Annotated in this window: 25 protein-coding genes and 2 riboswitches; of the genes, 10 read left to right on the top strand and 15 right to left on the bottom strand. The window is 67.3% G+C overall.

The genetic code is table 11. The features are described from left to right. Positions 1-25 precede the first annotated feature (25 nt). Complete coding sequence (locus MUB46_RS00560; RefSeq protein ID WP_261613910.1) at positions 26-646, bottom strand: YqgE/AlgH family protein; 621 nt, start codon at positions 644-646, stop codon at positions 26-28. 163 nt (positions 647-809) lie between these two features. Here MUB46_RS00560 and MUB46_RS00555 point away from each other — a divergent pair, with 163 nt between their 5' ends. Further along, entirely contained in the window at positions 810-1625 is an 816-nt protein-coding gene (locus MUB46_RS00555; protein WP_261613909.1) for a protein-disulfide reductase DsbD domain-containing protein, read from the top strand. 98 nt (positions 1626-1723) lie between these two features. After that, positions 1724-2206, top strand: a complete 483-nt coding sequence (locus MUB46_RS00550) for a peroxiredoxin (protein WP_261613908.1) — start codon at positions 1724-1726, stop codon at positions 2204-2206. A 38-nt stretch (positions 2207-2244) separates the two neighbouring features. On the opposite strand, the gene rnhA is transcribed toward MUB46_RS00550, so the two are convergent. From rnhA to ispH, 3 genes are read right to left on the bottom strand one after another with little or no spacing between them, the layout of a single operon-like run. After that, positions 2245-2718, bottom strand: coding sequence for a ribonuclease HI (gene rnhA / locus MUB46_RS00545; protein ID WP_261613907.1), 474 nt, complete (start codon positions 2716-2718; stop codon positions 2245-2247). Beyond that, on the bottom strand, positions 2718-3680 hold the full coding sequence (gene thrB / locus MUB46_RS00540; protein ID WP_261613906.1) for a homoserine kinase: 963 nt from the start codon (positions 3678-3680) through the stop codon (positions 2718-2720). Before thrB ends, rnhA begins: the two co-directional genes overlap by 1 nt. A gap of 4 nt (positions 3681-3684) precedes the next feature. Then, complete coding sequence (ispH, locus tag MUB46_RS00535) at positions 3685-4641, bottom strand: 4-hydroxy-3-methylbut-2-enyl diphosphate reductase (protein WP_261614424.1); 957 nt, start codon at positions 4639-4641, stop codon at positions 3685-3687. Positions 4642-4877: 236 nt separating this feature from the next. Here ispH and MUB46_RS00530 point away from each other — a divergent pair, with 236 nt between their 5' ends. The 7 genes from MUB46_RS00530 to pip all read left to right on the top strand — a co-directional run bounded on the left by MUB46_RS00530 (position 4878) and on the right by pip (position 11796). Then, the gene (locus MUB46_RS00530) at positions 4878-5519 is read left to right on the top strand and encodes a hypothetical protein (protein ID WP_261613905.1); all 642 of its coding nucleotides are present in this window, start codon (positions 4878-4880) and stop codon (positions 5517-5519) included. 54 nt (positions 5520-5573) lie between these two features. Beyond that, positions 5574-5669, top strand: a riboswitch (glycine riboswitch). Positions 5670-5672: 3 nt separating this feature from the next. Beyond that, positions 5673-5770, top strand: a riboswitch (glycine riboswitch). A gap of 56 nt (positions 5771-5826) precedes the next feature. Next, entirely contained in the window at positions 5827-6963 is a 1137-nt protein-coding gene (gene gcvT, locus MUB46_RS00525) for a glycine cleavage system aminomethyltransferase GcvT (protein ID WP_261613904.1), read from the top strand. Positions 6964-7021: 58 nt separating this feature from the next. After that, a complete protein-coding gene (gene gcvH / locus MUB46_RS00520) occupies positions 7022-7396 on the top strand; it encodes a glycine cleavage system protein GcvH (RefSeq protein ID WP_261613903.1) in 375 nt (124 codons plus the stop codon). Between the two features lie 22 nt (positions 7397-7418). Continuing rightward, on the top strand, positions 7419-7889 hold the full coding sequence (locus MUB46_RS00515; protein ID WP_261613902.1) for an OsmC family protein: 471 nt from the start codon (positions 7419-7421) through the stop codon (positions 7887-7889). Between the two features lie 11 nt (positions 7890-7900). Continuing rightward, the gene (gene gcvPA / locus MUB46_RS00510; RefSeq protein ID WP_261613901.1) at positions 7901-9244 is read left to right on the top strand and encodes an aminomethyl-transferring glycine dehydrogenase subunit GcvPA; all 1344 of its coding nucleotides are present in this window, start codon (positions 7901-7903) and stop codon (positions 9242-9244) included. Continuing rightward, entirely contained in the window at positions 9241-10824 is a 1584-nt protein-coding gene (gene gcvPB / locus MUB46_RS00505) for an aminomethyl-transferring glycine dehydrogenase subunit GcvPB (protein WP_261613900.1), read from the top strand. Before gcvPA ends, gcvPB begins: the two co-directional genes overlap by 4 nt. A 3-nt stretch (positions 10825-10827) precedes the next feature. Then, positions 10828-11796, top strand: coding sequence for a prolyl aminopeptidase (gene pip / locus MUB46_RS00500; RefSeq protein WP_261613899.1), 969 nt, complete (start codon positions 10828-10830; stop codon positions 11794-11796). Between the two features lie 74 nt (positions 11797-11870). Here the strand turns inward: pip and MUB46_RS00495 are convergent, their stop codons facing one another. The 8 genes from MUB46_RS00495 to MUB46_RS00460 form a co-directional block, all read right to left on the bottom strand. Beyond that, positions 11871-12362: a F0F1 ATP synthase subunit B family protein gene (locus MUB46_RS00495; protein ID WP_261613898.1), complete on the bottom strand. Its 492-nt coding sequence runs from the start codon at positions 12360-12362 to the stop codon at positions 11871-11873. A gap of 10 nt (positions 12363-12372) precedes the next feature. Further along, positions 12373-12996, bottom strand: coding sequence for a F0F1 ATP synthase subunit B (locus MUB46_RS00490; RefSeq protein ID WP_261613897.1), 624 nt, complete (start codon positions 12994-12996; stop codon positions 12373-12375). A gap of 75 nt (positions 12997-13071) precedes the next feature. Continuing rightward, positions 13072-13299: a F0F1 ATP synthase subunit C gene (locus MUB46_RS00485; RefSeq protein WP_261613896.1), complete on the bottom strand. Its 228-nt coding sequence runs from the start codon at positions 13297-13299 to the stop codon at positions 13072-13074. 62 nt (positions 13300-13361) lie between these two features. Next, complete coding sequence (locus tag MUB46_RS00480; protein ID WP_261614423.1) at positions 13362-14075, bottom strand: F0F1 ATP synthase subunit A; 714 nt, start codon at positions 14073-14075, stop codon at positions 13362-13364. A gap of 55 nt (positions 14076-14130) precedes the next feature. Next, on the bottom strand, positions 14131-14547 hold the full coding sequence (locus MUB46_RS00475; RefSeq protein WP_261613895.1) for an AtpZ/AtpI family protein: 417 nt from the start codon (positions 14545-14547) through the stop codon (positions 14131-14133). A 203-nt stretch (positions 14548-14750) separates the two neighbouring features. After that, positions 14751-18206 carry a chromosome segregation protein SMC gene (gene smc, locus MUB46_RS00470; protein ID WP_261613894.1) on the bottom strand — a complete coding sequence of 1152 codons (3456 nt, stop codon included), beginning with the start codon at positions 18204-18206 and terminating at the stop codon, positions 14751-14753. A gap of 78 nt (positions 18207-18284) precedes the next feature. Then, positions 18285-18971, bottom strand: coding sequence for a DsbA family protein (locus MUB46_RS00465; protein WP_261613893.1), 687 nt, complete (start codon positions 18969-18971; stop codon positions 18285-18287). 146 nt (positions 18972-19117) lie between these two features. After that, positions 19118-19642, bottom strand: coding sequence for a DUF721 domain-containing protein (locus MUB46_RS00460; RefSeq protein WP_261613892.1), 525 nt, complete (start codon positions 19640-19642; stop codon positions 19118-19120). 95 nt (positions 19643-19737) lie between these two features. Between MUB46_RS00460 and mutY the strand changes: the two genes are divergently transcribed. Further along, a complete protein-coding gene (gene mutY, locus MUB46_RS00455; RefSeq protein ID WP_261613891.1) occupies positions 19738-20862 on the top strand; it encodes an A/G-specific adenine glycosylase in 1125 nt (374 codons plus the stop codon). Here the strand turns inward: mutY and MUB46_RS00450 are convergent. The 3 genes from MUB46_RS00450 to MUB46_RS00440 form a co-directional block, all read right to left on the bottom strand. Beyond that, positions 20834-21979 (bottom strand): site-specific DNA-methyltransferase, encoded by a 1146-nt coding sequence (locus MUB46_RS00450; protein WP_261613890.1) that lies wholly within the window; start codon positions 21977-21979, stop codon positions 20834-20836. The two genes, mutY and MUB46_RS00450, sit on opposite strands and share 29 nt — an antisense overlap. Before the next feature lie 61 nt (positions 21980-22040). Then, a complete protein-coding gene (locus MUB46_RS00445) occupies positions 22041-22661 on the bottom strand; it encodes a ribonuclease HII (RefSeq protein ID WP_315902696.1) in 621 nt (206 codons plus the stop codon). A gap of 162 nt (positions 22662-22823) precedes the next feature. Then, a complete protein-coding gene (locus MUB46_RS00440) occupies positions 22824-23249 on the bottom strand; it encodes a VOC family protein (RefSeq protein ID WP_261613889.1) in 426 nt (141 codons plus the stop codon). Position 23250 lies beyond the last annotated feature (1 nt).

The raw sequence follows: 23250 nt of genomic DNA, 5'->3' as shown, positions 1-23250 counted from the left end.
GAGCGCCGTTACCGGCTCGCCGCCGTCAGGCGCGACCCGAATCCGGGGCGAGATGGCCGGGATCGATGCCCAGTTTCTTCAGGGCCAGGTCGTATTTCGAGGCCTGGTCGGCGCCGAACACCAGATCAGGATCGGCATTGCAGTGCAGCCAGCCGTTGGCCTGGATCTCGCTTTCGAGCTGGCCGGGCGCCCAGCCGGCATAGCCGAGCGCCAGCATCGAGTTCTCCGGCCCGTCGCCGTGCGCGATCGCCTTGAGAATGTCGAGCGTCGCCGTCAGGCAGATGCTGTCGTCGATGGGCAGGGTGGACGTGTCCACGAACCAGTCGGGCGAATGCAGCACGAAGCCGCGTCCGGTCTCCACCGGCCCGCCGATATGGACCCGCATTTGCCCGACCTCCGGCGGAAGGCGGATTTCCTCGCCGGCGCCGATGATGTCGAGCTGGCGCAGGAGTTCGGTGAAATTGATGTTCCGGGCCAGTTGATTGACGATGATTCCCATGGCGCCGTCGTCGGAATGGGCGCACATGTAGACGACGCTGCGCTCGAAACGCGGGTCGTTCATCGTCGGCATGGCGATCAGCATCTGGCCGTCGAGGAAACCGCGACCGCCGCCACCGCCAAACCCTTGGAATTCCTTGAATGCCATATCTGAATGGTAACTTCCCGATGCGTGTTTGGAAATGGTCGAGATCGGACGCCGTCACGCAGGCTTGAACCGTCTTGATATGGCGGTCACAGGGGGGCTGCGGCATAGTGTCGGCGTCGATCCAGGCCCTTGTGACAGGCTCTTGTGAAGAGAAGGACGGTCCGTGTCACGAATTTCCTCTCTTTGCGTGGTGGTGGTCGCCGCCATGCTGCTCCCCGGCCCAGGCGCCGCCGAGGAATGGCAGGACAAGGCCAAGGTGCGCCTGATCGACGGCGGGATGCTGGCCGACGGCGTGACGCGCCTCGCCGGCTTGGAAATCCTGCTCGATCCGGACTGGAAGACCTATTGGCGCAATCCCGGCGACTCCGGCATTCCGCCCAAGATGGATTTTTCCGGCTCCGACAACGTCGCCGCGGTGACGGCCGAGTGGCCGGCGCCGCAACTGTCCTTCGACGGCTACGGCTGGGTTATCGGCTATACCGAGGCGGTGATCTTTCCCTTGCTCATCGAGCCGGACGAACCGGGAGCGCCGTCTAACCTGAACCTCAAGCTCGACTACGCCGTCTGCAAGGATATCTGCATTCCCGCCCAGGCCGAGGTCGCCGTCGTGCTCGATGGCGCGAAGCCGCGCACCGCGGAGATCGACTTCTTCCGCCGCCGCGTGCCCGCGCCGATCGAGACGCCGACGGAGACCGGCGGCGTCGTTTCCGGTGCCGTCGTGCGCCAGGACGACAAGCCGGTGCTCCAGCTCGTTGTCCGGTTTCCCTCGGACGCGGAGGACGGCTTCGCTCTCGTCGAGGGGCCGGAGGACTGGTATCTGCCGGTCCCGGAGCGCGCCGGCACCGATGCGGCGGGCAACGCGGTCTTCGAGGTGCCGCTCGAGAGCGTCGCCGATCAAGCCGGGATTGCGGGAACCACGATCCGCGTCACCGGCGTTTCGCCCGATTTTTCCTTTGAGCAGGCGCTGACACTCGACTAGATCGTCGCGCACGTTATGTAGTGCCACGTAATCTAGTGGATGGCTGGGCCGGGGCAGGGCGCCCCGGTCTTCCATGTCCGATGAGGAGAGAAGCGGGAATGATCAAGGTCGGAGACAAGCTGCCCGAGGCGACGTTCGGTGTGGTGACGCCGTCGGGACCAGCGACCAAAACGACGAGCGAGGTGTTTTCCGGACGCAAGGTGGCGCTGTTCGCGGTGCCGGGCGCGTTCACCCCGACCTGCCACAACAACCATCTGCCCGGGTTCCTTGCCAACGCCGACAAGTTCAAGGAGAAGGGCGTCGACGCCATCGCCTGTCTCGCGGTGAACGATGTCTTCGTCATGGATGCCTGGGCCAAGGCGACGGGGGCCGGGGAGACGATCGAGTTCCTGGCCGACGGCAGCGCGTTGTTCAGCAAGGCCACCGGGCTGGAGCTCGACATTACCGAGCGCGGCATGGGCATCCGCTCGCAGCGCTACGCCATGCTGGTCGACGACGGGGTCGTGACGATCCTCAATATCGGGGACGAGCCGGGGAAGACCGATATCACCGGCGCCGAGGCGTTGCTCGCAGCGATGTGACCGGGGTCGCCGCGATGTGACCGGCCGTGCGCGGGGAGTCAGATCCCCGCGACGCGCCTTTTGCGCCTGTTCTGCTTGAACGGAGCCATGCCCTGGTTCGCCAGGGCGTCGGCGCGTTCGTTGCCGTCGTTGCCGGCGTGGCCCTTCACCCAGTGCCAGTGCACCTCGTGGCGGGCCATGGCCTCTTCTAGCGCTTGCCAGAGTTCGACATTCTTTACCGGCTTCCTGTCGGCCGTCTTCCAGCCGCGCGCCTTCCAGTTCTTCAGCCAGGTGGTGATGCCGTTGCGCAGGTAGGAGGAGTCGGTATGCAGGTCGATGGCGGACGGCCGCTTCAGCGCTTCGAGGGCGCGGATGGCGGCGAGCATTTCCATGCGGTTGTTGGTCGTCTCCGCCTCGCCGCCGCACAGTTCCTTTTCGTGCCCGTTCCAGACGAGCAGCGCGCCCCAGCCGCCGGGGCCGGGATTGCCCGAACAGGCACCGTCCGTCCAGATCTGGATACGTTTTTCCGTCATCAGTCGAGCCCGTACTCGCTTGTGCTCGAAACCGAGCGGTGGAAGCGGATGCGCTTGGCGTACTCGAGCGGATCCTTGGGCCGCACGAACGCGCCGGGCGGATGGTTCAGCCAGTCGTAGAGCCGGGTCACGAAGAAGCGCATGGCGGCACCGCGGGCAAGCAGCGGCAGCGAGGCGTACTCCGCCTCCGTCAGCCGCCGCCGTCCGGCATAGGCGTTCAGCAACGCGCGCGCCTTGGTGACGTTGAACGACAGGTCCGGCTCGAAGCACCAGGCGTTGAGGCAGACCGCGATATCGTAGGCAAGCGAATCGCGGCAGGCGAAATAGAAGTCGATCAGCCCGGAGACCCGGTCCTTCAGGAAGAACACGTTGTCGGGAAACAGGTCGGCATGGATCACGCCCTCGGGCAGGTCGGTCGGCCAGTTCGCCTCCAGGTAGGTGAGCTCCGCCTCCATCTCCTCGGCCAGGCCCCACTGCAACGTGTCGGCCCGGTCGGCGACGGCGGCGAAGATCGGGCGCCAGTCGGTTGCCGACAGCGCGTTGCGGCGCCGGCCGTCGAAATCGAGCGCGGCCTTGTGCATGGCCGCCAGCGTATCGCCCAGCGCGCGGCAATGGTGGACCCTGGGTTTGCGCACCCAAAGCCCCTCGAGAAAGGTCATCAGGGCGGCCGGCCGGCCGCAGAGCGTGCCCAGGCTGTTGCCGTCCCGGTCGTGCAGCGGCAGCGGGCAGGTGACGCCCTTCTCCGACAGGTGCTCCATCAACTCGAGGAAGAACGGCAGGTCGGTCGGATCGACGCGCTTCTCGTACAGCGTCAGGATGTAGCTGCCGCGCTCGGCATGGACGAGATAGTTGGTGTTCTCGACGCCCTCGGCGATCCCCTTGAAGGAGAGCAGCGCGCCGACGTCGTAGCCGGCGAGGAAGTCGGTGAGCTCCTCGTCGGGAACTTCGGTGTAGACGGCCATTAGCTTACTCGGCCGCGGTTTCGCGGAGGGCCCGCGGCAGGTTGAAGGCGATGGTCTCGTCGGCGGTCGATACCGTCTCGACGTCGATGTCGTAGCGATCCGCGAAGGCGCCGATCATTTCCTCGACCAGCACTTCCGGTGCCGAGGCGCCCGCGGTGATCGCTAGCGTCGCGATGTCGCCGAACGCGTCCCAGTCGATGTCCGAGGCGCGCTGCAGCAGCACCGCCTTCGGGCAGCCGGCCCTGCGGGCGACCTCAACTAGGCGCTGCGAGTTGGAGCTGTTGGGCGCGCCGACCACGATCGTCGCGTCGGCGCGCGGCGCGACCGCCTTGACCGCGTCCTGCCGGTTGGTGGTGGCGTAGCAGATATCTTCCTTGTGCGGCCCGATGATCTCCGGAAACCGCGCGCGCAGCACCGAGACGATCTCGGCGGTATCGTCGACCGAAAGCGTCGTCTGCGTGATGAAGGCGAGCGCCTCGGGGGAGCCGGGCGCGAAAGCGCGGGCGTCCTCGACGGTCTCGATCAGGGAGACGGCGCCATCGGGAAGCTGGCCCATGGTGCCGATGACTTCCGGATGGCCGGCATGGCCGATCAGCACGATCTCGCGCCCCTTGCGGAAATGGATCTCCGCCTCCCGGTGCACCTTGGTCACCAGCGGGCAGGTGGCGTCGACGTGAAACAGGTTGCGCGCGGCGGCTGTCTCCGGCACCGACTTGGCCACGCCGTGCGCGGAAAACACCACCGGTGCGTCGGTATCGGGAATCTGGTCGAGTTCCTCGACGAAAACCGCACCTTTCGCCTTCAGGCTGTCGACCACATAGCGATTGTGGACGATTTCGTGGCGCACGTAGACGGGCGCTCCATAGCGTTTCAGCGCCAGCTCGACGATCTGGATCGCGCGGTCTACGCCCGCGCAGAAGCCGCGCGGCGAGCAAAGCAGGATCTTGAGACGTGGCTTCATATCGTAAGGGCCGTCTTGAGAGGCGCAGTGGATCTCCAGCTTGGGGATCTCCAGCTTGGGGATCGCCAGCCTGGGGATCGCCAGCTTGGGCGGCAACCGGTTGCCATGAGGCTATACAGGGTTTCAGGCCCGTTCTGTCAAGGCGTTGGCCCGTGTCGCACGGCCCCTTGGGATTTCCGCGATTGGCCTGCTATAAGGGCCGCCCGTGGGGGGTTCTGACGAAGGTATATGAGCGTATGCGGCTTCTTCGCGATGCTACCGATCGCCGCCGGGCGATCAAACTGGCTTTTGTTCTGGCGCTGGCTGGCGCTGCCGCGGGCTGCGACACGCAGGCCGGGCGCGACGCCAGCGATTCCACGATCGGCGCGTTTAAGATGTTGGTCGGCGCGGGCGAGGATCCGGACGAGCTGCCGGTCGACGCTGGTGCGCCGCCGCCCCAGGCCGAAGCCAAGTGCCCGCCGGTCGTCATTCGTGAAGGCACGGAAACCCATCGTGTCTACGTGCGGGGACACGAGGGCGATCCCGACTACGTCGTCTTTCAGGGCGGCATCGTGAAGACGGCGCGCGAGTGCGAGTTCATCGGCACGAACGCGATCCGGATCAAGCTCGGCATCGCCGGCAAGGTCGTCGTTGGTCCGGCCTGGAACAACCAGCCCGTGCAACTGCCGCTCCGCGCCGCATTGGTGCGCACGGGCGGCGAGGGGGTGTGGACCCAGCTTTACCCGGTCCAGCCGAACATCCTGCCCGGCGAGACGGTTCAGCAGTTCACCCAGGTGGACGATTCGCTTTACTACGAGGTGCCGGAAGGCGACCACATCAACAATTACGTGATTTACATCGGCTTCGACGAGTTGGGAGGCAAGCCGAAGCGCGGCTGACGTCGACCGAGGTTGACAGGTTAGGGGCGCACCGTAAGATCGCCCTCACATTCGTCGAATCCCGCGGGAGAGACCGGCCGAATTTGCGGCCGGCGCCGAAGGAGCAACCGGCCCCGGAAACTCTCAGGCACAAGGGACCGCGGGAGGATGAGACTCTGGAAAGCAGTCGTCGGCACCTAATCGCCGGCGGCTCACCGAAGGGGTAAGCCACGGGCGTTCCGGGGCGAAATCTCTCAGGTCCTGCGACAGAGAGGGGCGCGAGCGGACCCGGCCGGGTCTCCGACTCTACGCCTATGCAGGACCGGTTATGACAGACGACACATCCAGTTCCGACCTTTTGAAGACGCCGCTCCACGACCGCCATGTGGCGCTTGACGGGCGCATGGTGCCGTTCGCCGGCTACGCCATGCCCGTCCAGTATGCCCGCGGCATCATCGCCGAGCACAAGTGGACGCGCGAGAACGCGGGCCTGTTCGACGTTTCGCACATGGGCCAGGCCTGGCTCGTCGGCTCTGATTTCGCCGCCACGGCGGCGGCGCTGGAGACGCTGGTTCCCGGCGATATCGCCGGATTGAAGCCCGGCGCGATCCGCTACACCCAGTTTCTCACCGACGAGGGCGGCATCATCGACGACCTCATGGTCACGCGGCCCGCCGATCCCGCCCTCGACGGGCGCCTGTTCCTGATTGTCAACGCCTCGCGCAAGGACGTCGACTACGCGCACATGCGCGCCCGGCTTCCCGGTACGGTGACGCTTGAGCCGATCGAGGATCGGGCGCTGATGGCGTTGCAGGGGCCGAAGGCCGAGGGCGTCATGGCGCGCCACTGCGGCGCGGCGGTCGATCTGGCCTTCATGGCGGCCTGCGATGCCACGTTGGACGGCATTCCCTGTCATATCTCGCGCTCCGGCTATACCGGCGAGGACGGTTTCGAGATTTCGGTTCCCGCCGACAAGGCCGGCGCCATGTGGGACACGTTCCTGGCGGCCTCCGAGGTCGAGCCGATCGGTCTCGGTGCGCGCGACACGCTGCGGCTCGAGGCGGGCCTGTGTCTCTACGGTCACGATATCGACGAGACCACCTCGCCGGTCGAGGCCGCGCTCACCTGGTCGATCGGCAAGCGCCGGCGCGCGGAGGGCGGTTTCCCGGGCTACGAACGCATCCGCCGCGAACTGGCCGACGGTCCGTCGCGGCGCCGCGTCGGCGTCCGCCCGGACGGTCGTGCGCCTGCCCGCGAGGGAACCGAGATCGCCGTCGGCGACGCGACGGTCGGAAAGATCACCAGTGGCGGCTTCGGCCCCTCGGTCGGTGGCCCCGTGGCGATGGGCTACATCGAGACGGCCCATGCCGCCGTCGACACGGAGGTGGTCCTGACCGTGCGCGGCCGGGCGGAAGCCGCCAGGGTCGCCGCGATGCCCTTCGTGCCACACCGTTACAAGCGATAGCCATTGCGGCCGCGAGCAACGCGGCCGGCACCATGATCTGAAAGAGGGAACACACCAGATGAGCATGCATTTCACCAAGGACCACGAGTGGATCAGCGTGGAAGGCGACGTCGGCACCATTGGGATCACCGACTACGCGCAGGAGCAGCTTGGCGATGTCGTCTTCGTCGAGCTTCCGGAGGTCGGCAAGACGGTGGCCATCGGTGAGGAGGCCGGTGTCGTCGAATCCGTCAAGGCGGCCAGCGAGATCTATGCGCCGGTGTCCGGTGAGGTGGTCGAGGTCAACCAGGCGCTCGCCGACGAGCCCGCCAAGGTCAACGAAGCGCCGGAGGGCGCGGGCTGGTTCGTAAAGATCAAGCTGTCGGACACGTCCCAGCTCGATGCGCTGATGGATGCCGACGCCTACAAGGCCTATGTCGCCTCGGTGAGCTGAGGTCACGCGGAAGGGGATACCCATGGCGCACCTCTATCGCGTCACCGTTGCCTGGACCTGCGAGGGCGACTTTGCCGCCAACACCTACAGTCGGGGCCACGAATGGCGCTTCGACGGGCTCACCGTGCCGGCATCGTCCGCGCCGAGCATCGTCAAGCTGCCCTATTCGAAGGAGGACGCGGTCGATCCCGAGGAGGCCTTCGTCGCCTCGCTGTCGTCGTGCCACATGCTGTGGTTCCTCGACCTCGCCCGTCAGCGCGGCTTCGTCGTTCGGTCCTACGAGGACGATGCCGTGGGATCGATGGTCCGTATCGAGGCAAGCCGCTACTGGATCGACAAGGTGACGCTGCGTCCCCGGATCCGCTACGCCGATGGGCGCGCGCCCGATGCGGCTGCCGAGAAGGCGCTGCACGACGACGCCCATCACCTGTGCTTCATCGCAAATTCCGTCCGCTCCGAGGTCACCGTCGAACCGGTGACGGCGGACACCTGAGGAGAAGTATCATGCGTTACCTGCCGCTGAGCGATGCCGACCGCGAGGCGATGTTCGCCCGCATCGGCGTCGATGGCATCGACGATCTGTTCGCCGACGTGCCGCGCGCCGCCTGGCGTGACGCGCTGGTCGATCTGCCGCGCGCCAAGAGCGAACTCGAGGTGGAGCGCCTTTTGTCGCGCATGGCCGGCAAGAACGTCGCCGCCGGGTCGGTGCCGTTCTTCGTCGGCGCCGGCGCCTATCGCCATCACGTCCCGGCCAGTGTCGATCATCTGATCCAGCGGTCCGAGTTCCTGACCTCCTACACGCCCTACCAGCCGGAGATCACCCAGGGCACGCTGCAGATGCTGTTCGAGTTCCAGACCCAGGTCGCCGAACTCACCGGCATGGAGGTGGCCAACGCCTCGATGTACGACGGCTCGACCGGCACCGGCGAGGCGGTGCTGATGGCGCACCGGCTGACGCGGCGGGAAAAGGCGGTCCTTGCCGGCAACCTGCATCCGCAATATCGCGCCGTCGTCGAGAACCTGGCCCATATGGGCGGCCACGAGGTCGTGACCCTGCCGCCGGTACCGGTCGGCGAGGATGACGTCATGGCGCTGATCGACGACGACACCTCCTGCGTCGTCGTGCAGACGCCGGACGTGTTCGGTCACCTGGTCGACCTGCGGCCCATCGCCGAGAAGGCCCATGCGCACGGCGCGCTGTTGATTGCCGTCTTCACCGAGGCCGTCTCGCTCGGCCTGGTCGAATCGCCGGGCGCCATGGGCGCCGACATCGTCGTCGGCGAGGGCCAGTCGATCGGCAATGGGCTAAATTTCGGCGGTCCCTATGTCGGCCTGTTCGCCACGCGCTCCAAGTTCGTGCGCCAGATGCCGGGCCGTCTCGCCGGCCAGACGGTCGACGCGGAGGGCCGTCGCGGCTTCGTGCTGACGCTGTCGACCCGCGAGCAGCACATCCGCCGCGAGAAGGCGACCTCCAACATCTGCACCAATTCCGGCCTCTGCGCCCTGGCGTTTTCGATCCACATGACGCTGCTTGGTGCCGAAGGCCTGAAGCGGCTCGCGCGGATCAACCACGCCAATGCGGTGAAACTCGCCAAGGCCCTGGCGGCGGTACCCGGTGTGGAGCTGCTGAACCATGCCTACTTCAACGAGTTCACCATACGGGTTTCGAAGGCCGCCGCTAACGTCGTCGAGGCGCTGGCGGAGAAGGGCGTGCTGGGCGGGGTGCCGGTGACGCGCCTGTTCCGCCAGAACGGCCACGACGACCTGGTGATCGTCGCGGCCACCGAGATCAATACCGACGACGACCGCGCGGCCTATGCCGCCGCCCTGCAGGAGGTGCTGGCATGAGCATGAACACGCAAGGCCGCCCGACGAGCCCCGGCGAGGCCGGCGAGGGCGGGCACACGACCTTCACCGGAAACCGCGCCCTGATGATCGAGGAGGCGCTGATCTACGAGACCGGCCGGCCCGACGTGACCGGCGTCGACCTCGCCGACGTGGACGATACGGAGCTCCATCTCGGCGGGCTGGAACGGTCCGATGCGCCCAACCTGCCGGGGATGAGCGAGCCCGAGGCCGTCCGCCACTATGTCCGGCTGTCGCAGAAGAACTACGCGATCGACACCGGGCTCTATCCGCTCGGCTCGTGTACGATGAAGCACAACCCGCGCCTCAACGAGAAGGTGGCGCGGCTGCCGGGATTCGGCGACGTGCATCCGCTGCAGCCGGTCTCGACCGTGCAGGGGGCGCTCGAGCTGATCGATCTCGTCGCCAACGGTCTGAAGGAACTGACCGGAATGCCGGCGGTCGCCATGTCGCCCAAGGCCGGCGCCCATGGCGAGCTCTGCGGCATGATGGCGATCAAGGCGGCGCTGGAAGCCCGCGGCGATGCGCGCTCGGTGGTGCTGGTGCCGGAATCCGCCCACGGCACCAATCCGGCCACCGCCGCGCTGCTCGGCTACGAGGTTGCGTCGATCCCGGCCCGCGAGGACGGCACCGTCGATGTCGCCGCGGTGAAGGAAAGGCTGTCGCCGGAAGTCGCCGGCATCATGCTGACCAACCCGAACACCTGCGGCCTGTTCGAGCGCGACATCATCGAGATCGCCGACGCGGTGCACGCCGCCGGCGCCTATTTCTACTGCGACGGCGCGAATCTCAACGCCATCCTCGGCCGCGTGCGGCCGGGCGACCTCGGCATCGACGCCATGCACATCAACCTGCACAAGACGTTCTCGACGCCGCATGGCGGCGGCGGGCCGGGCGCAGGCCCGGTGGTGCTGTCGGAGGCGCTCGCGCCCTTCGCGCCGCTCCCCTGGGTGGTGTCCGGCAAGGACGGGTTCGACCTGATCGAGCATGCCGGCCAGGCCGGCGCCGCCAAACCCTTCGGCCGCATGACTGCCTTCCACGGCCAGATGGGCATGTTCGTGCGCGCCGCCGCCTGGATGCTGAGCCACGGCGCCGACGGCATGCGCCAGGCCGCAGAGGATGCGGTGCTCTCGGCGAACTATATCCGCGCCTGCCTGAAGGACGTGATGAGCCTGCCGTTCGGCGACCGCCCGTGCATGCACGAGGTGCTGTTCGACGACCAGTTCCTCAACGGCTCCGGCGTCACGACCCTCGATTTCGCCAAGGCGATGATCGACGAGGGCTATCACCCGATGACCATGTACTTCCCGCTGGTCGTGCACGGCGCGCTGCTGATCGAGCCGACCGAATCGGAATCCAAGGCGAGCCTCGACCTGTTCATCGCCACGCTGCGCGACCTCGCCATGGCCGCCAAGCGCGGCGACACCGAGCGCTTCGCCGGCGCGCCTTGGTACGCGCCGCGCCGCCGCCTAGACGAGACCCGCGCCGCGCGCCAGCCGGTGCTGCGCTGGACGCCCCAGGCACCAAGCGAGCCGGAACCGAAACGCGACGCGGCTGAATAGGCCATGGCCGGCAACGGAGAAGCGCTTCGCCCCCTCTATCCGCCGATCGAGCCCTACGACTGCGGTCACCTCGATGTCGGCGACGGGCATTCGGTCTATTGGGAACTCGTCGGCAATCCTGACGGGATACCGGCGGTCTTCCTCCATGGCGGGCCCGGCGCCGGCTGTTCGGCCGATCACCGGCGGCTCTTCGATCCGGAACGCTACCGCGTCTTGTTGTTCGACCAGCGCGGCTGTGGGCGCTCGACGCCGCACGCGGGGCTGGAGGCCAATACGACCTGGCATCTCGTCGCCGATATGGAGCGGTTCCGCGAGATGCTGGGCGTCGACCGGTGGCTGGTCTTCGGCGGCTCGTGGGGCAGCTGTCTCGCGCTCGCTTATGCGCAGACCCATCCGCGGCGCGTCTCGCAGCTCATCCTGCGCGGGATCTTCACGCTGCGCCGCGACGAGCTCCAGTGGTTCTACCAGGAAGGCGCTTCGTGGGTCTTCCCGGAGATCTGGGACGGCTATCTCGCCCCGATCCCGGAGGCGGAGCGCGGCGACCTGATGGCCGCTTACCGCAAGCGGCTGACCGATCCGGACCAGGCGGTCCAGATTTCGGCGGCGCGCGCCTGGAGCCTTTGGGAAGGCCGCACGCTGACGCTGCTGCCGGACGAACAGATAGAGGCCCAGCACGGCGACGAGGCGTTCGCGCTCGCCTTCGCCCGCATCGAGAACCACTATTTCGTCAACGAGGGCTTCTTCGAGGAGGGCCAGCTGATTCGCGACGCCGGCAAGCTCAAGGACATTCCGGGCGTGATCATCCAGGGCCGGTACGACATGTGCACACCGATGCGCACCGCCTGGGATCTGCACAAGGCCTGGCCCGAGGCGCGCTTCACGGTGGTGCCCGCCGCCGGCCACGCTTTTTCCGAGCCGGGCATCCTGGACGCGCTGATCGCCGCCACGGACGAATTCGCCGACAGCCTTTAAGCTCCGGTGATGCCGAAACAAAAAAAGCCCCGGGCATGGCCCGGGGCTTTTGTCTTGTCCGTATCGGACCTGGCTTACTGCAGCCGGGCCTTCACCTGCGCGATGCTGGCGCTGACGAGATCCTTGGCCGCGGCGCCCTTCACCTTGGCGGCGATGACCGTCTCGGCCGCCGCGACGGCGGCCTCGGCGGCAGCGGTGCGCACGTCGGCGACCGCCTGTTCCTCGGCCTGGGCGATCTTCAGCTCCGCGAGCCTGGAACGACGCTCGACCACCTCGTCCATCTGTTCGCGGGCCTCGATCTTTAGGCGCTCTGCCTCTTCCTTGGCCAGGGCGACGATCTCCTCGGCTTCCTTCTCGGCCTCGCGGCGCTTGCGCTGATACTCGGCAAGCAGGCCCTGGGCCTCCTCGCGCAGCTTCTGCGCTTCCTCGAGTTCGGCGCGGATCCGGTCGGCGCGGCCGTCCAGGGCCGTCGTCACCCGGCCCGGCACCTTGTAGTAGAGGACCAGGGCGATGAAGCCGATGAAGGAAACGGCAACCCAGGTCTCAGGCGCGTTTAGAAGTTCCATCTCTCGCACCTCAGGTCGGCAGGGCGGAAACGACGGCTTTGTCGATCTCCGCCTTGGTGGGCTTCAGGCCGGTCAGCGCGGTGACGATCTCGGCCGCCGCGTCGGCTGCCGCCGAATCGACTTCCGCCATCGCCTTCGCCTTGGTGTCGGCAATCCGCTTCTCGGCTTGCGCCGTCTTCTTGGCGAGGCCCGCCTCGACCTCCGCGCGCTCCTCGGCAAGCTCGCTATTGAGCTTGTCGCGGGTCTCCGCGGCGATCTCGTGGGCCCGGCCGCGCGCTTCGGCGAGTTCGGCTTCGTACGCCGCGATCACCTCGTCGGTCTCTTCCTTGAGACGCGCCGCGGCATCGAGGTCGCTTGCGATACGGTCGCGGCGATGCTCGATCACGGTGGCGATGCGCGGCAGCGCCACCTTCGACATGAGCACGTACAGGGCCACGAACGTAATGGCGAGCCAGACGATCTGCGGCGCGTAGTTCGAAAAATCGAACTGGGGCATGCCGCCGCTCTGGGGCTCACTGACGCCGATGGCTTCCGAAATCTCGGTGGATTCGCTCTTGATGAGCTCTTCCGCCGTCGTTTCTTTGCCGTCGGTCGCCTGAGCGATCACGAATGTCTGGCCGGGGTCGCTATTCATCTCTGTACACTCCTTGCGCGTGTTGCTGCGCGCGCGAGTTCCTTGAGATCAAGGAGTCGTCTGGACGAGGTCTCGTCAGACGACGAACAGGAGGATCAGCGCAACGACGAGGCCGAACAGGCCGGTCGCTTCGGCGAGCGCGAAGCCGAGGAGAAGGTTCGGGAACTGCGACTGGGCGGCGGACGGGTTGCGCAGCGCGGCCGAGAGGTAGTTGCCGAAGATGTTACCGATACCGAGGCCGGCGCCGGCGAGGGCGATGCAGGCGATGCCCGCGCCGATGAACTTTGCAGCTTCCGCTTCCATGTCTCTAACTCCTTGAGTGACGGTTTTGAGGAAGAAGGCCTAAAGAACGGCCCCCGCCATGCCTAGTGCATGTGGAGGGCGTCGTTGAGATAGATGCAGGTCAGGATCGCGAAGACATAGGCCTGCAGGAACGCCACCAGGAATTCCAGCCCGGTGAAGGCGATCATCGCGGCCAGCGGCAGCCAGCCGCCGACGAAACCCAGCATGACGACGAAGCTGGCGAACACCTTGAGCATGGTGTGGCCGGCCAGCATGTTGGCGAACAGTCGGACCGACAGGCTCACCGGACGCGTCAGGTAGGAGATCACCTCGATCACGATGAGCAGCGGCATCAGCACCATCGGCGCGCCGGCCGGCGCGAACAGGCGAAGGAAGCCGAGGCCGTGCTTGGCGAAGCCGATGATCGTCACGCCGATGAACACGACCATCGCCAGGACGAAGGTCACGATGATGTGGCTGGTGACGGTGAAGGCGTACGGGACCATGCCGAGCATGTTCGCGAACAGGATGAACATGAACAGCGAGAACACGAAGGGGAAGTACTTCATCCCCTCGGACCCGGCGTTCTCGCGAATCATGTTGGCGACGAATTCGTAGGACAGTTCGGCCATCGACTGCATGCGGCCCGGCACGAGGGCCCGTCCGCTCATCGAGGCCGCGGTGAACAGCGTGACCAGCACGACCGTGATCACCATGAACAGCGCGGAGTTCGTGAAGGATACGTCGAGGCCACCGATGTTCAGCGGCAGGATGCGCTGGATCTCGAACTGGTGCATCGGGTCGAACCCGGCCCCGCCGCCATGTCCATTTTCTGCCGCCACGCCTGCGCTCCTAATTCCGACGTTCAGATTTACCGGCAATGCCGGCCGGATCGCTGCGATCCGAAGTCTCCGGTTCAGTCTCCTCCGCCGCGGCCGCATTCATGCGATACGCCGAGCGGATAACGTTCATAATCCCTGCTGTCGCGCCAAGGGCGAGAAACACCAGGAAAAACAGCGGACGCGAGCCGATCCAGTCATCCAGATACCAGCCGATACCACCACCGACCATCAGTCCCGCCACGAACTCGGTCGCGACCCTGAAGGCCATTCCGAGTGCGTTTCCGCGCGCGGACGTCTCGGGCGGCGGTTCATGACGTCGCCGTGCACCTTCGAGCGAGGCTCTGAGTGCCTTGCGGCGGCTATCAAGTTCAGCCGGACTGGCTGCTGGTTTAACGGTACCCGGTCCGCTCTCCGGTGCTTCGCTCATCGCCGTGTCCTGACCAGGATTGGCGCGTCTCGGCTCCAAAGGACGGCCGGGGCGGCCCGCCCCCCAAAGCCGGGCGCACCATAGTTTGGCCGCAGTGGGCTGTCAAGGACAGGTAAGAGTTCGTTAAGCTATTGAAAATAAACGTGAAAAGACTGTATTATTGCGGCGCGTTATCGGCTCCGGGACAGGCGCCGGCCCGGTGATCAACCGGCTTCGCGCAGGTCCATCGCGCCGCCGAAGTCGACGGAGACCAGCTGGCTCACGCCGCGCTCGGCCATCGTCACCCCGAACAGCCGGTCCATCCGCGCCATCGAGATCGGGTTGTGGGTGATCACCAGGAAGCGCGTTTCGGTCGACCGCGCGATTTCCTCGACGAGGTCGCAGAAGCGTTCGACATTGGCGTCGTCCAGTGGCGCGTCAACCTCGTCGAGCACGCAGATCGGCGCCGGATTGGTCAGGAACACCGCGAAGATCAGGGCCGTCGCCGTCAGGGCTTGCTCGCCGCCCGACAGGAGCGTGAGCGAGGAGGGGCGCTTTCCGGGCGGACGGGCGATGATCTCGAGGCCCGCTTCGAGCGGATCGTCCGATTCGGTCAGCTTCAGTTCGGCCGCGCCGCCGCCGAACAGGCGGGTGAAGAGGCTCTGGAAGTGCCCGTTGACGGTGTCGAAGGCGGCGAGCAGGCGCTCCCGGCCTTCCCGGTTGAGGCCGCCGATGGCGCCGCGCAGCCGGTGGATCGCCCCTTCCAGGTCGCCGCGTTCGGTCGTCAGGGCGTCGTGACGGGTTTCGACCTCGCGCATTTCCTCCTCGGCGCGCAGGTTGACGCTGCCGAGCCGGTCGCGGTCGCGCTTGTAGCGCTCATGGTCGGCTTCAAGCTTGTCGGCCGGCGGCAGCTCCGATTCGGCGTCGAGACCGGCGACCGCGAGGGCCTGATCGGCGGGGCGTTCCAGCGCCTCCTCGATCGATTCCTCCAGATCGACGAGCCGCTGGCGCAGGCCTTCGAGCGTTGCCTCCTCGCGCGCCTTGGCCTCGCGGGCACCGGCGAGGGTCTCGTCGGCTTCCTTGGCGACCCGGTCGGCCTCGGTCAGCCGGGTATCGCCGGTTGCCAGGGCGTCCGCGGCGGCCTTGCGCGCGGCCTCCGCCGCATCGATCTCGTTGGCGAGCGCGGCGCGCCTGGCGTCGAGCCGCGCCGGCACCTCCTCCAGGGAGGCCCATTCCCTGCGGATCTGGTCTTCGCGGGCCGCCAGGGTGTTGAGATGTTTGTCGCCATCGGCGATCCGGTCCGACCAGCGCCGCCGCTCGGCCTTGTTGCGCTCGGCGCGGGTCCGACGCAGGTCCGCCTCCTTGGCGAGCGAATCGACGGCCGAGCGGGCTTCGGCATATTGGCCGCGCGCCGTCGCCGTCTCGGCCTTCAACAGTTCGATCCGCGCATCCGGGTCGCCCTGGCCGGCAAGCGCCTTGAGGCCGGCGGACGCCTCGCGATGCGTGGCGCGCGCCTCCTCGATGGATTGGGTGATCCGAACCTTGGCCTCTTCCAGCGCACTGCTGCGGGCGGTGTCCTGGGTCGCCTTGCGCTCGGCGGCCGACCGTCGTTCCGAGGCGTCCTTCAGGTGGCCGCGCGCCGCCCGCGAGGCGTCCCGTGCCGCGGTCGCCTGCTCGGCTGCCGTCCGGGCGGCGGCCTCGTTATCGGCGAGGGTCGTGCGGGCGGTCTCGAGCCGGCCTCTCGCGGCTTCGATCTCGCGGGCGAGCTCGGCGACGCGGTTGCGTTGTTCGAGGCGCTTGGCGGCGGCGGTCGGGGCGTCCGCGGCGGCGGTAAAGCCGTCCCAGCGCCACAGGTCGCCGGACTTGGTCACCAGCCGCTGGCCGGGCTTGAGCTGGGTCTGCAGTCGCGCGCCGTCGGCGTGCTCGACCAGGCCGACCTGGGACAGGGCGCGGGCCAGCACGTCCGGCGCCTTGACCACCTCCGACATCGGGCGCGCGCCCGCCGGCAGCGCCGGATCGGCGGCGTCGGGCGCGACCATACTCCAGTGGATAGCGGCGCCATCTTCGGCCGGGTGATCGAGGTCCTCGCCGAAGGCCGCACCCAGCGCGGCTTCGAAGCCGCGTCGTACGGTCACCGCGTCGATCAACGGCGGCCACAGCGCGCCATCGTCGACCGCGAGCACGCGCTCCAGCGTCCGATGCTCGGTTTCCAGGCCCTTGAGGTCGCGTTCCGCATCCGCCGTCGGCGCACGCGCCGCTTCCAAGGCGTCGCGGGCCGCGGTCAGGGCCTGATCGGCTTCGACCGTCGCGGCCTCGCGGGACTCGACCTCCGCCTGGGCCGCGTCGACCGCGGCACTCAGCGCCGCGATCTCGCGGGTGGTGTCGGAGGAGGCGAGCGCGGCGGCTTCCCGCTCGATATCGGCCAGTTGTTTCTCGAGCTTTGCGAGGCGGTCGGACTCGTCGCGAACGATGCGCTCGAACTGGCGCCGGCGCGCCGTCAGCTCGGCCGCGTTGGCGGTGGCTTCGGCCAGTCGCGCCTCGGCCTCCTGCAGGGTCGTCTCGGTCGCCGACAGCCGGCGCTTCAGCTCCTCGCCATTCGCCTCGGCGCGCTCGGCCTCGGCCTTGATCTCGGCCTCTTCCTCGTCCAGTCGCTGGATCGTCTCGTTGGTCGAGGCGATGGTCGCGCGTTCGCGCTCGAGGTCGGCGCTGATCTGGGAAAGCCGCCCGCCGAGCTCTTCGCGGCGCTCCAGGACCTGCCGTTTCTCCCGGTCGATACCGTCGCGGGTCACCGTCAGATGGCGCAGCCGGGCGGCGACCTCGGCTTCCTTCTCGCGCAGGGCGGGCAGGATGGAGGTCGCCTCGGTCCGCGCGGTGGCAGCCGCGGCTGCGGCCTGGGTCAGCCCCGCGACGATAGCGGCGGCCTCGCGGACGGCCGCCTCCCGGTCGGTGATCGCCTGCAACGCCGCCTGCCGTCGCAGGTGCCACAGGATCGCCTCGGTCTTGCGGATATCCGCCGACAGGGCCTTATAGCGGGATGCCTGTCGGGCCTGCCGCTTGAGGCTGTCGAGCTGCTGGGCGAGCTGGGCGATGACGTCGTCGAGGCGCGCCATGTTCTGCTCGGCGGCGCGCAGCCGGAGTTCGGCCTCGTGGCGGCGGCTGTGCAGGCCGGCGATGCCGGCGGCTTCTTCCAGGATCTTGCGGCGGTCGCGCGGCTTCGCCGAGATCAGCTCGCCGATCTGGCCCTGCCGCACCATCGCCGGCGAATGGGCGCCGGTCGAGGCGTCGGCGAACAGGAGCTGCACGTCGCGGGCGCGTGTATCCTTGCCGTTGATCTTGTAGACCGAGCCGGCCTCGCGCTCGATGCGGCGCGAGACTTCCAGAACGTCGGCGTCGTTGAACTGTGCCGGCGCGCGCCGGGCGGAATTGTCGATGACGAGCGCGACTTCCGCCGAATTGCGGCTCGGCCGGCTGCCGCTGCCCGAGAAGATGACATCGTCCATGCCGGAGGCGCGCAGGCTCTTGTGCGAGCTCTCGCCCATCACCCAGCGAACGGCCTCGACCAGATTGGACTTGCCGCAGCCGTTCGGGCCGACGATGCCCGTCAGCCCCGGCTCGATGTGGATTTCGGAGGGATCGACGAAGGACTTGAAGCCGACGATGCGCAGGCGCGTGAGTTTCATGCGCCCGCACCCCGCGACGGCGAGCGATCGGCGTTTGTCATCCGGTCGTCAGGACGCATCGCTGCGCCCGCCGGGTGGTCAGCTCGGCAGGAGCTGATCGATCTTTTCTTCGAACTGGTCGAGCGGAAGCGCCCCACGTACGATCTCGCCATTGATGAAAAACGTCGGCGTCGAGTTTACGTCGAAAGTCTCGGCTCCGCGCGTCTTAACCCAGTTCACCCCGTCAAGCAGTTCCTGATTCGTCAAGCACTGCTCGAATTTTTCCTGTGAGAGTCCGGCCTGCTTGGCCATTTTGGTCAAGCCGCCGATCCGGTCGTTTGTGAAGGCCCACAGGTTCTGGTTCTTGAACAGCGCCTCGACGAAGGTGAAGTACTGGCTCTCCGGGACGCACCGCGCCAGCATGAAGGCGGCGGTGGCGACGGGGTCGAGCGGGAACTCGCGGAAGACGAAATAGACCTTGCCGGTATCGAAGTATTTTTCCTTGAGTGCCGGATAGGTCTCGTTGTGGAAGGTGGCGCAATGGCTGCAGGTCATCGACGCGTATTCGACGATGGTGACCGGCGCGTTGGGATCGCCCAGCGCGTTCTCGCCGAGCGGGCCGGCCTGCATCAGTTCGGCCATGTCGGCCGAGACGAGCGTCGGCTTGTCCCCCATATCCACAGGGACGGTCGGGCGCCCCAGCAAGCGAGCGGTCGCCACGCCCGCGCCGAGCGTGGCTGCGGCGGCGACGCCGGTGAAAAGAACGTGTCTGCGGTTCACGATCATGGTCGTTTCCTTCTGTCACGGCCCCGATCTTTGGAAACCGCGTATGAACCCCTGCTGAACGGTGATGTCAAAGCCGGTGCAATCGGAGCGATAGCCTGCGGATCATGCTTTTTCCGGCAAATATGGCAAGACTGGGCCGAAGACGGTCACGGCTTTGTGTCTCGATCGCGGCCGATCCGCGTTCCCAGGCGGCCGAGGGCGGCGCGCAGGTCCGGGTCGTCGATTCCCGCCAGAGCCGCGTCCTCAGTGTTGTCCCCGGGCTCGGCCGACGCGGCCGGGTCCGGTTGGCCGGAGCGCGGACCGGTGTCCACCGGCGCCTGCCGGATCGACAGCCGTTCGACGGCGCGCCAGCCGAAGATGGCGTTGACGCGCGCGACGATGGCGGCGGAGGCGTAGTGCAGGTCCATCGCATCGCCGCCTTCGGCGCGCACCACCAGCGTCGCGCCGCCGCCGGAAGCGCCCGTTCCGACCTCTCCCTCTCTCCGCGGGGGCCAGCGCAGCTTTTCCGGGCGCGATCGCGCGGCGAGGTCCGGCCCGGCGATGTCGGGCCAGGCCGCGAGGATCTGGGTCGAGGAGAAGCCGGCCCTGGAAACCACGGGATCGAGCAGCGTCTCGGCGATGCGGTCGATACGGACCGGTCCTTTGGCCTTGATTTTTTTGCCCGTCGACATCCTATCAACAGCCTGTGGCGTCATGGTGCGCCGGTGCTTGCATGGGGATCGCGTCAAACGCGACCATGAGACGCGAATCTTCTACGTATCCGATCATGTCCGCAACCCGTTCGAAAGTCCGCTCTCCCGACGCCGGCACATTGCTGGACTGGTACGACCGGCATCGCCGGCGGCTGCCCTGGCGCGCCGGTCCCGGACAGAAGCCCAATCCCTATAGGGTCTGGCTCAGCGAGATCATGCTGCAGCAGACGACGGTTGCGGCTGTCGGTCCGTATTTTCTGCGTTTCGTCGAGCAGTGGCCGACGGTCGAGGCTCTGGCGGCCGCACCGCAGGACGACGTTCTGCGAGACTGGGCCGGGCTGGGCTACTATGCCCGCGCCCGCAACCTGCACGCCTGCGCCAAGACCGTCGCGGAGGACCTCGGCGGCCGCTTCCCGGACACCGAGGAGGGGTTGCGGGCTCTGCCGGGGATCGGCGCCTACACCGCCGGCGCCATCGCCGCGATTGCCTTCGACCAACAGGCCGCCGCCGTCGACGGCAATGTCGAGCGGGTCGTCGCCCGGCTGTTCGCCATCGACACGCCCATGCCCGCGGCCAAGACGGAAATCCGTGCCCGCACCGCCGATCTCGTCCCCGCCGACCGTCCGGGCGACTTCGCCCAGGCCGTGATGGACCTGGGCGCGACGATCTGCACGCCGAAACGGCCGGTCTGCGCGCTCTGCCCGTGGAACGAGGAATGTCTCGCCCATGCTGGCGGCATCGCGGAGTCCCTGCCGGTCAAGGCGCCGAAGAAGGATCGCCCCTTGCGGCGCGGGGCGGCGTTCTGGGCGGAACGGGGCAACGGATCGGTGTTGATCGTGAAGCGGCCGCCGAAGGGCCTGCTCGGCGGCATGGACGGCGTCTGGCTGACGCCGCTGAAGCAGGACATCGACCCTTCGGATGCGCGCGAGCACGCCCCGTTCAAGGCGCGATGGAACCGCATCGCCGGCGAAGTCGAGCACGTTTTCACGCATTTCCGGCTGCAATTGACCGTCTTCACCGCGACCGACGTCACCAGCTTCGCGCTGCCGGATACGCGCTGGGTCACCAAGACGGACCTGCCGGACGTCGGCCTGCCGACGGTGATGCGCAAGGCCGCGGCGCATGCGCTGCGCGCCCTGCACGGGCCGAAGGCGGAAAAGCTGGTGGCGCTCAGGCGGCGGTCGAAAGCCCCGAACTGATCTCGGACCTGACGACCTCACGCAGCGCGTCGATCGGCTCCAGGCTGCCGTCACGCTCGAAATGCCAGAAGGTCCAGCCGTTGCAGGCCTCCAGCCCCTGGACGAGTGCGCCGACCTTGTGGATCGACCCGGCCTTCTCGCCCGCCGCAAGCGTTCCGTCGACCCGCACCGTGGCGGCATGCCGGCGGCGCGAATCGGTCAGCGTGTCGCCGGGCTGGATCAGGCCGCGTTCCAGCAAGCTGCCGAACGGAATGCGCGGCGCGTCGCGCTTCGCCTTGGTGACGACGAGGGCCTCGTCATCGAGCGGCTCGATCGCATCGATGCGGTCGCGGGCCGCCCTTGCATAGGTCCTGTCGCGTTCGATGCCGACGAAATGGCGGCCGAGCCGCTTGGCGACCGCGCCGGTGGTGCCCGAGCCGAAGAACGGGTCGAGGATGAGGTCGCCGGGCTTGGTCGAGGACAGGATGACGCGCGCGAGCAGGCTTTCCGGTTTCTGGGTCGGATGCATCTTGCGCCCGGTCTCGTCCTTCAGCCGTTCCCCGCCGGTGCAGATCGGCAGGAGCCAGTCGGAGCGCATCTGAACGTCGTCGTTGAAGGCCTTCATGGCCTCGTAGTTGAAGGTATAGCCCTTCGAGTTCGCGTCGCGCGCCGCCCAGATCATCGTCTCGTGGGCGTTCGTGAAGCGGCGGCCGCGGAAATTCGGCATCGGGTTGGTCTTCCGCCAAACGACGTCGTTCAGCATCCAGTAGCCCAGATCCTGGAGGATCGTGCCGACGCGGAAGATATTGTGGTACGAGCCGATCACCCAGATCGTCCCGTCCTTCTTCAGCACCCGCCGGCAGGCGAGCAGCCAGGCACGGGTAAAGGCGTCGTAGGCCTGGAAACTGTCGAACTTGTCCCAGTCGTCGTCGACCGCGTCGACCTTGGAATTGTCCGGCCGATGCAGCGCGCCCTCGAGCTGCAGGTTGTAGGGTGGATCCGCGAAGATCGCATCGACCGACTTGGCCGGCAACGCTTCCAGCGTTGCGATGCAATCACCGATCAGGATCTCGTCGATATATCCGGCGGAAGCCGGGCCGGGCGTCTGGGACGCCCGGCTCCGTACGCATGAAGGCATTACTCACTCAACCCTTACGCAACTGATGAAGGGAGGATGTCCCAACAGGGTAAAGGTTGACTTAACTGGTAAATAAATCTGATTGCGACAGCGGCCGGAAGGTCATCCGGTGGATCGGGCAGGGGCCGACCCGCTTGAGCGCGTCGAGATGCTGGGCCGTTCCGTAGCCCCGGTTTCTCTCGAATCCGTAATCGGGATGGGCGCTGGCGAGCCGGTCCATCATGCGGTCGCGGGTGACTTTCGCCACGATCGAGGCCGCCGCGATGGACAGGCAAAGCGCGTCGCCGTCGACCACCGCCTCGCCGGGGCAGGGGGAACCGGGCAGGTCGCGCCCGTCGACGAGGATGTAGTCGGCTGGCCTGGCAAGCCCGGCGATTGCCCGGCGCATGGCCAGAAGTGTCGCCTGGCGGATGTTGATCTTGTCGATGACCGACGCCGAGGTTCCGGCGGCGCAGACGGTCGCCGTCTTCAGGATTTCGTCGAACAGGGCCTCGCGCCGCGCCGCGCTCAACGCCTTTGAATCGGCAAGGCCGTCCGGGATGCGCTCCGGATCGAGGATCACGGCAGCGGCGACGACGGGGCCCGCCAGCGGCCCGCGGCCGGCCTCGTCGATGCCCGCGACAAAACCCGCGCCCGTTTCGAGCGCCCGTTGCTCACGGCTGAAATCCGCTGCTGTTCCCATGGCCGCGATCGTTCCGCGACTCGCGCGAAAAAAGCAATGGCGCCAGGGGGGCAGCCAGAGGGGAAGGGGCCGGCCGGCGAGGGGGCTTCGCCGGCCGGCGGGCACAGGTCGCTTGAGTGAAAGGGCGGCCACGACCTGCAAGGAAACCGGTAAAGGCGGGTCTCAGCCGGGAAGCTGCACCCGTCCGTCCTGGTCGAGCGACCAGAACGGGTTGTGGGAGATCTCCCAGAGATGGCCGTCGGGATCGGCGAAATAGCCGGAGTAGCCGCCCCAGAAGGTTTCGGCGGCCTGCATGATCAGCCGCGCGCCGGCCGCTTCCGCCTCTTTCAGCAGGGCATCGACCGCGTCCGTGGAGGCGAGGTTCTGCGCCAGGGTTACGCGGCGAAACCCGTGTCCTTCCGCCGACAGCCCGGCATCCTCGGCAAGCGCCGCGGTGCCGTAGAGGGCGAACACCATGCCGCCGACATCGAAAAAGGCGACCGCGTCCAGGCTCTCCGAGGACCGCGTCCAGCCGAGCCGTTCATAGAATTCCGCCGACGCCTGTACGTCCGCGACGCCGAGAGTGATCACGCTGATGCGCTGGTCCAAG

It is taken from the genome of Microbaculum marinisediminis (assembly GCF_025397915.1).
GTDB lineage: Bacteria > Pseudomonadota > Alphaproteobacteria > Rhizobiales > Tepidamorphaceae > Microbaculum > Microbaculum marinisediminis.
Note: the sequence above shows the minus strand (reverse complement) of the source record. Positions and strands in the feature narration are given on the sequence as shown.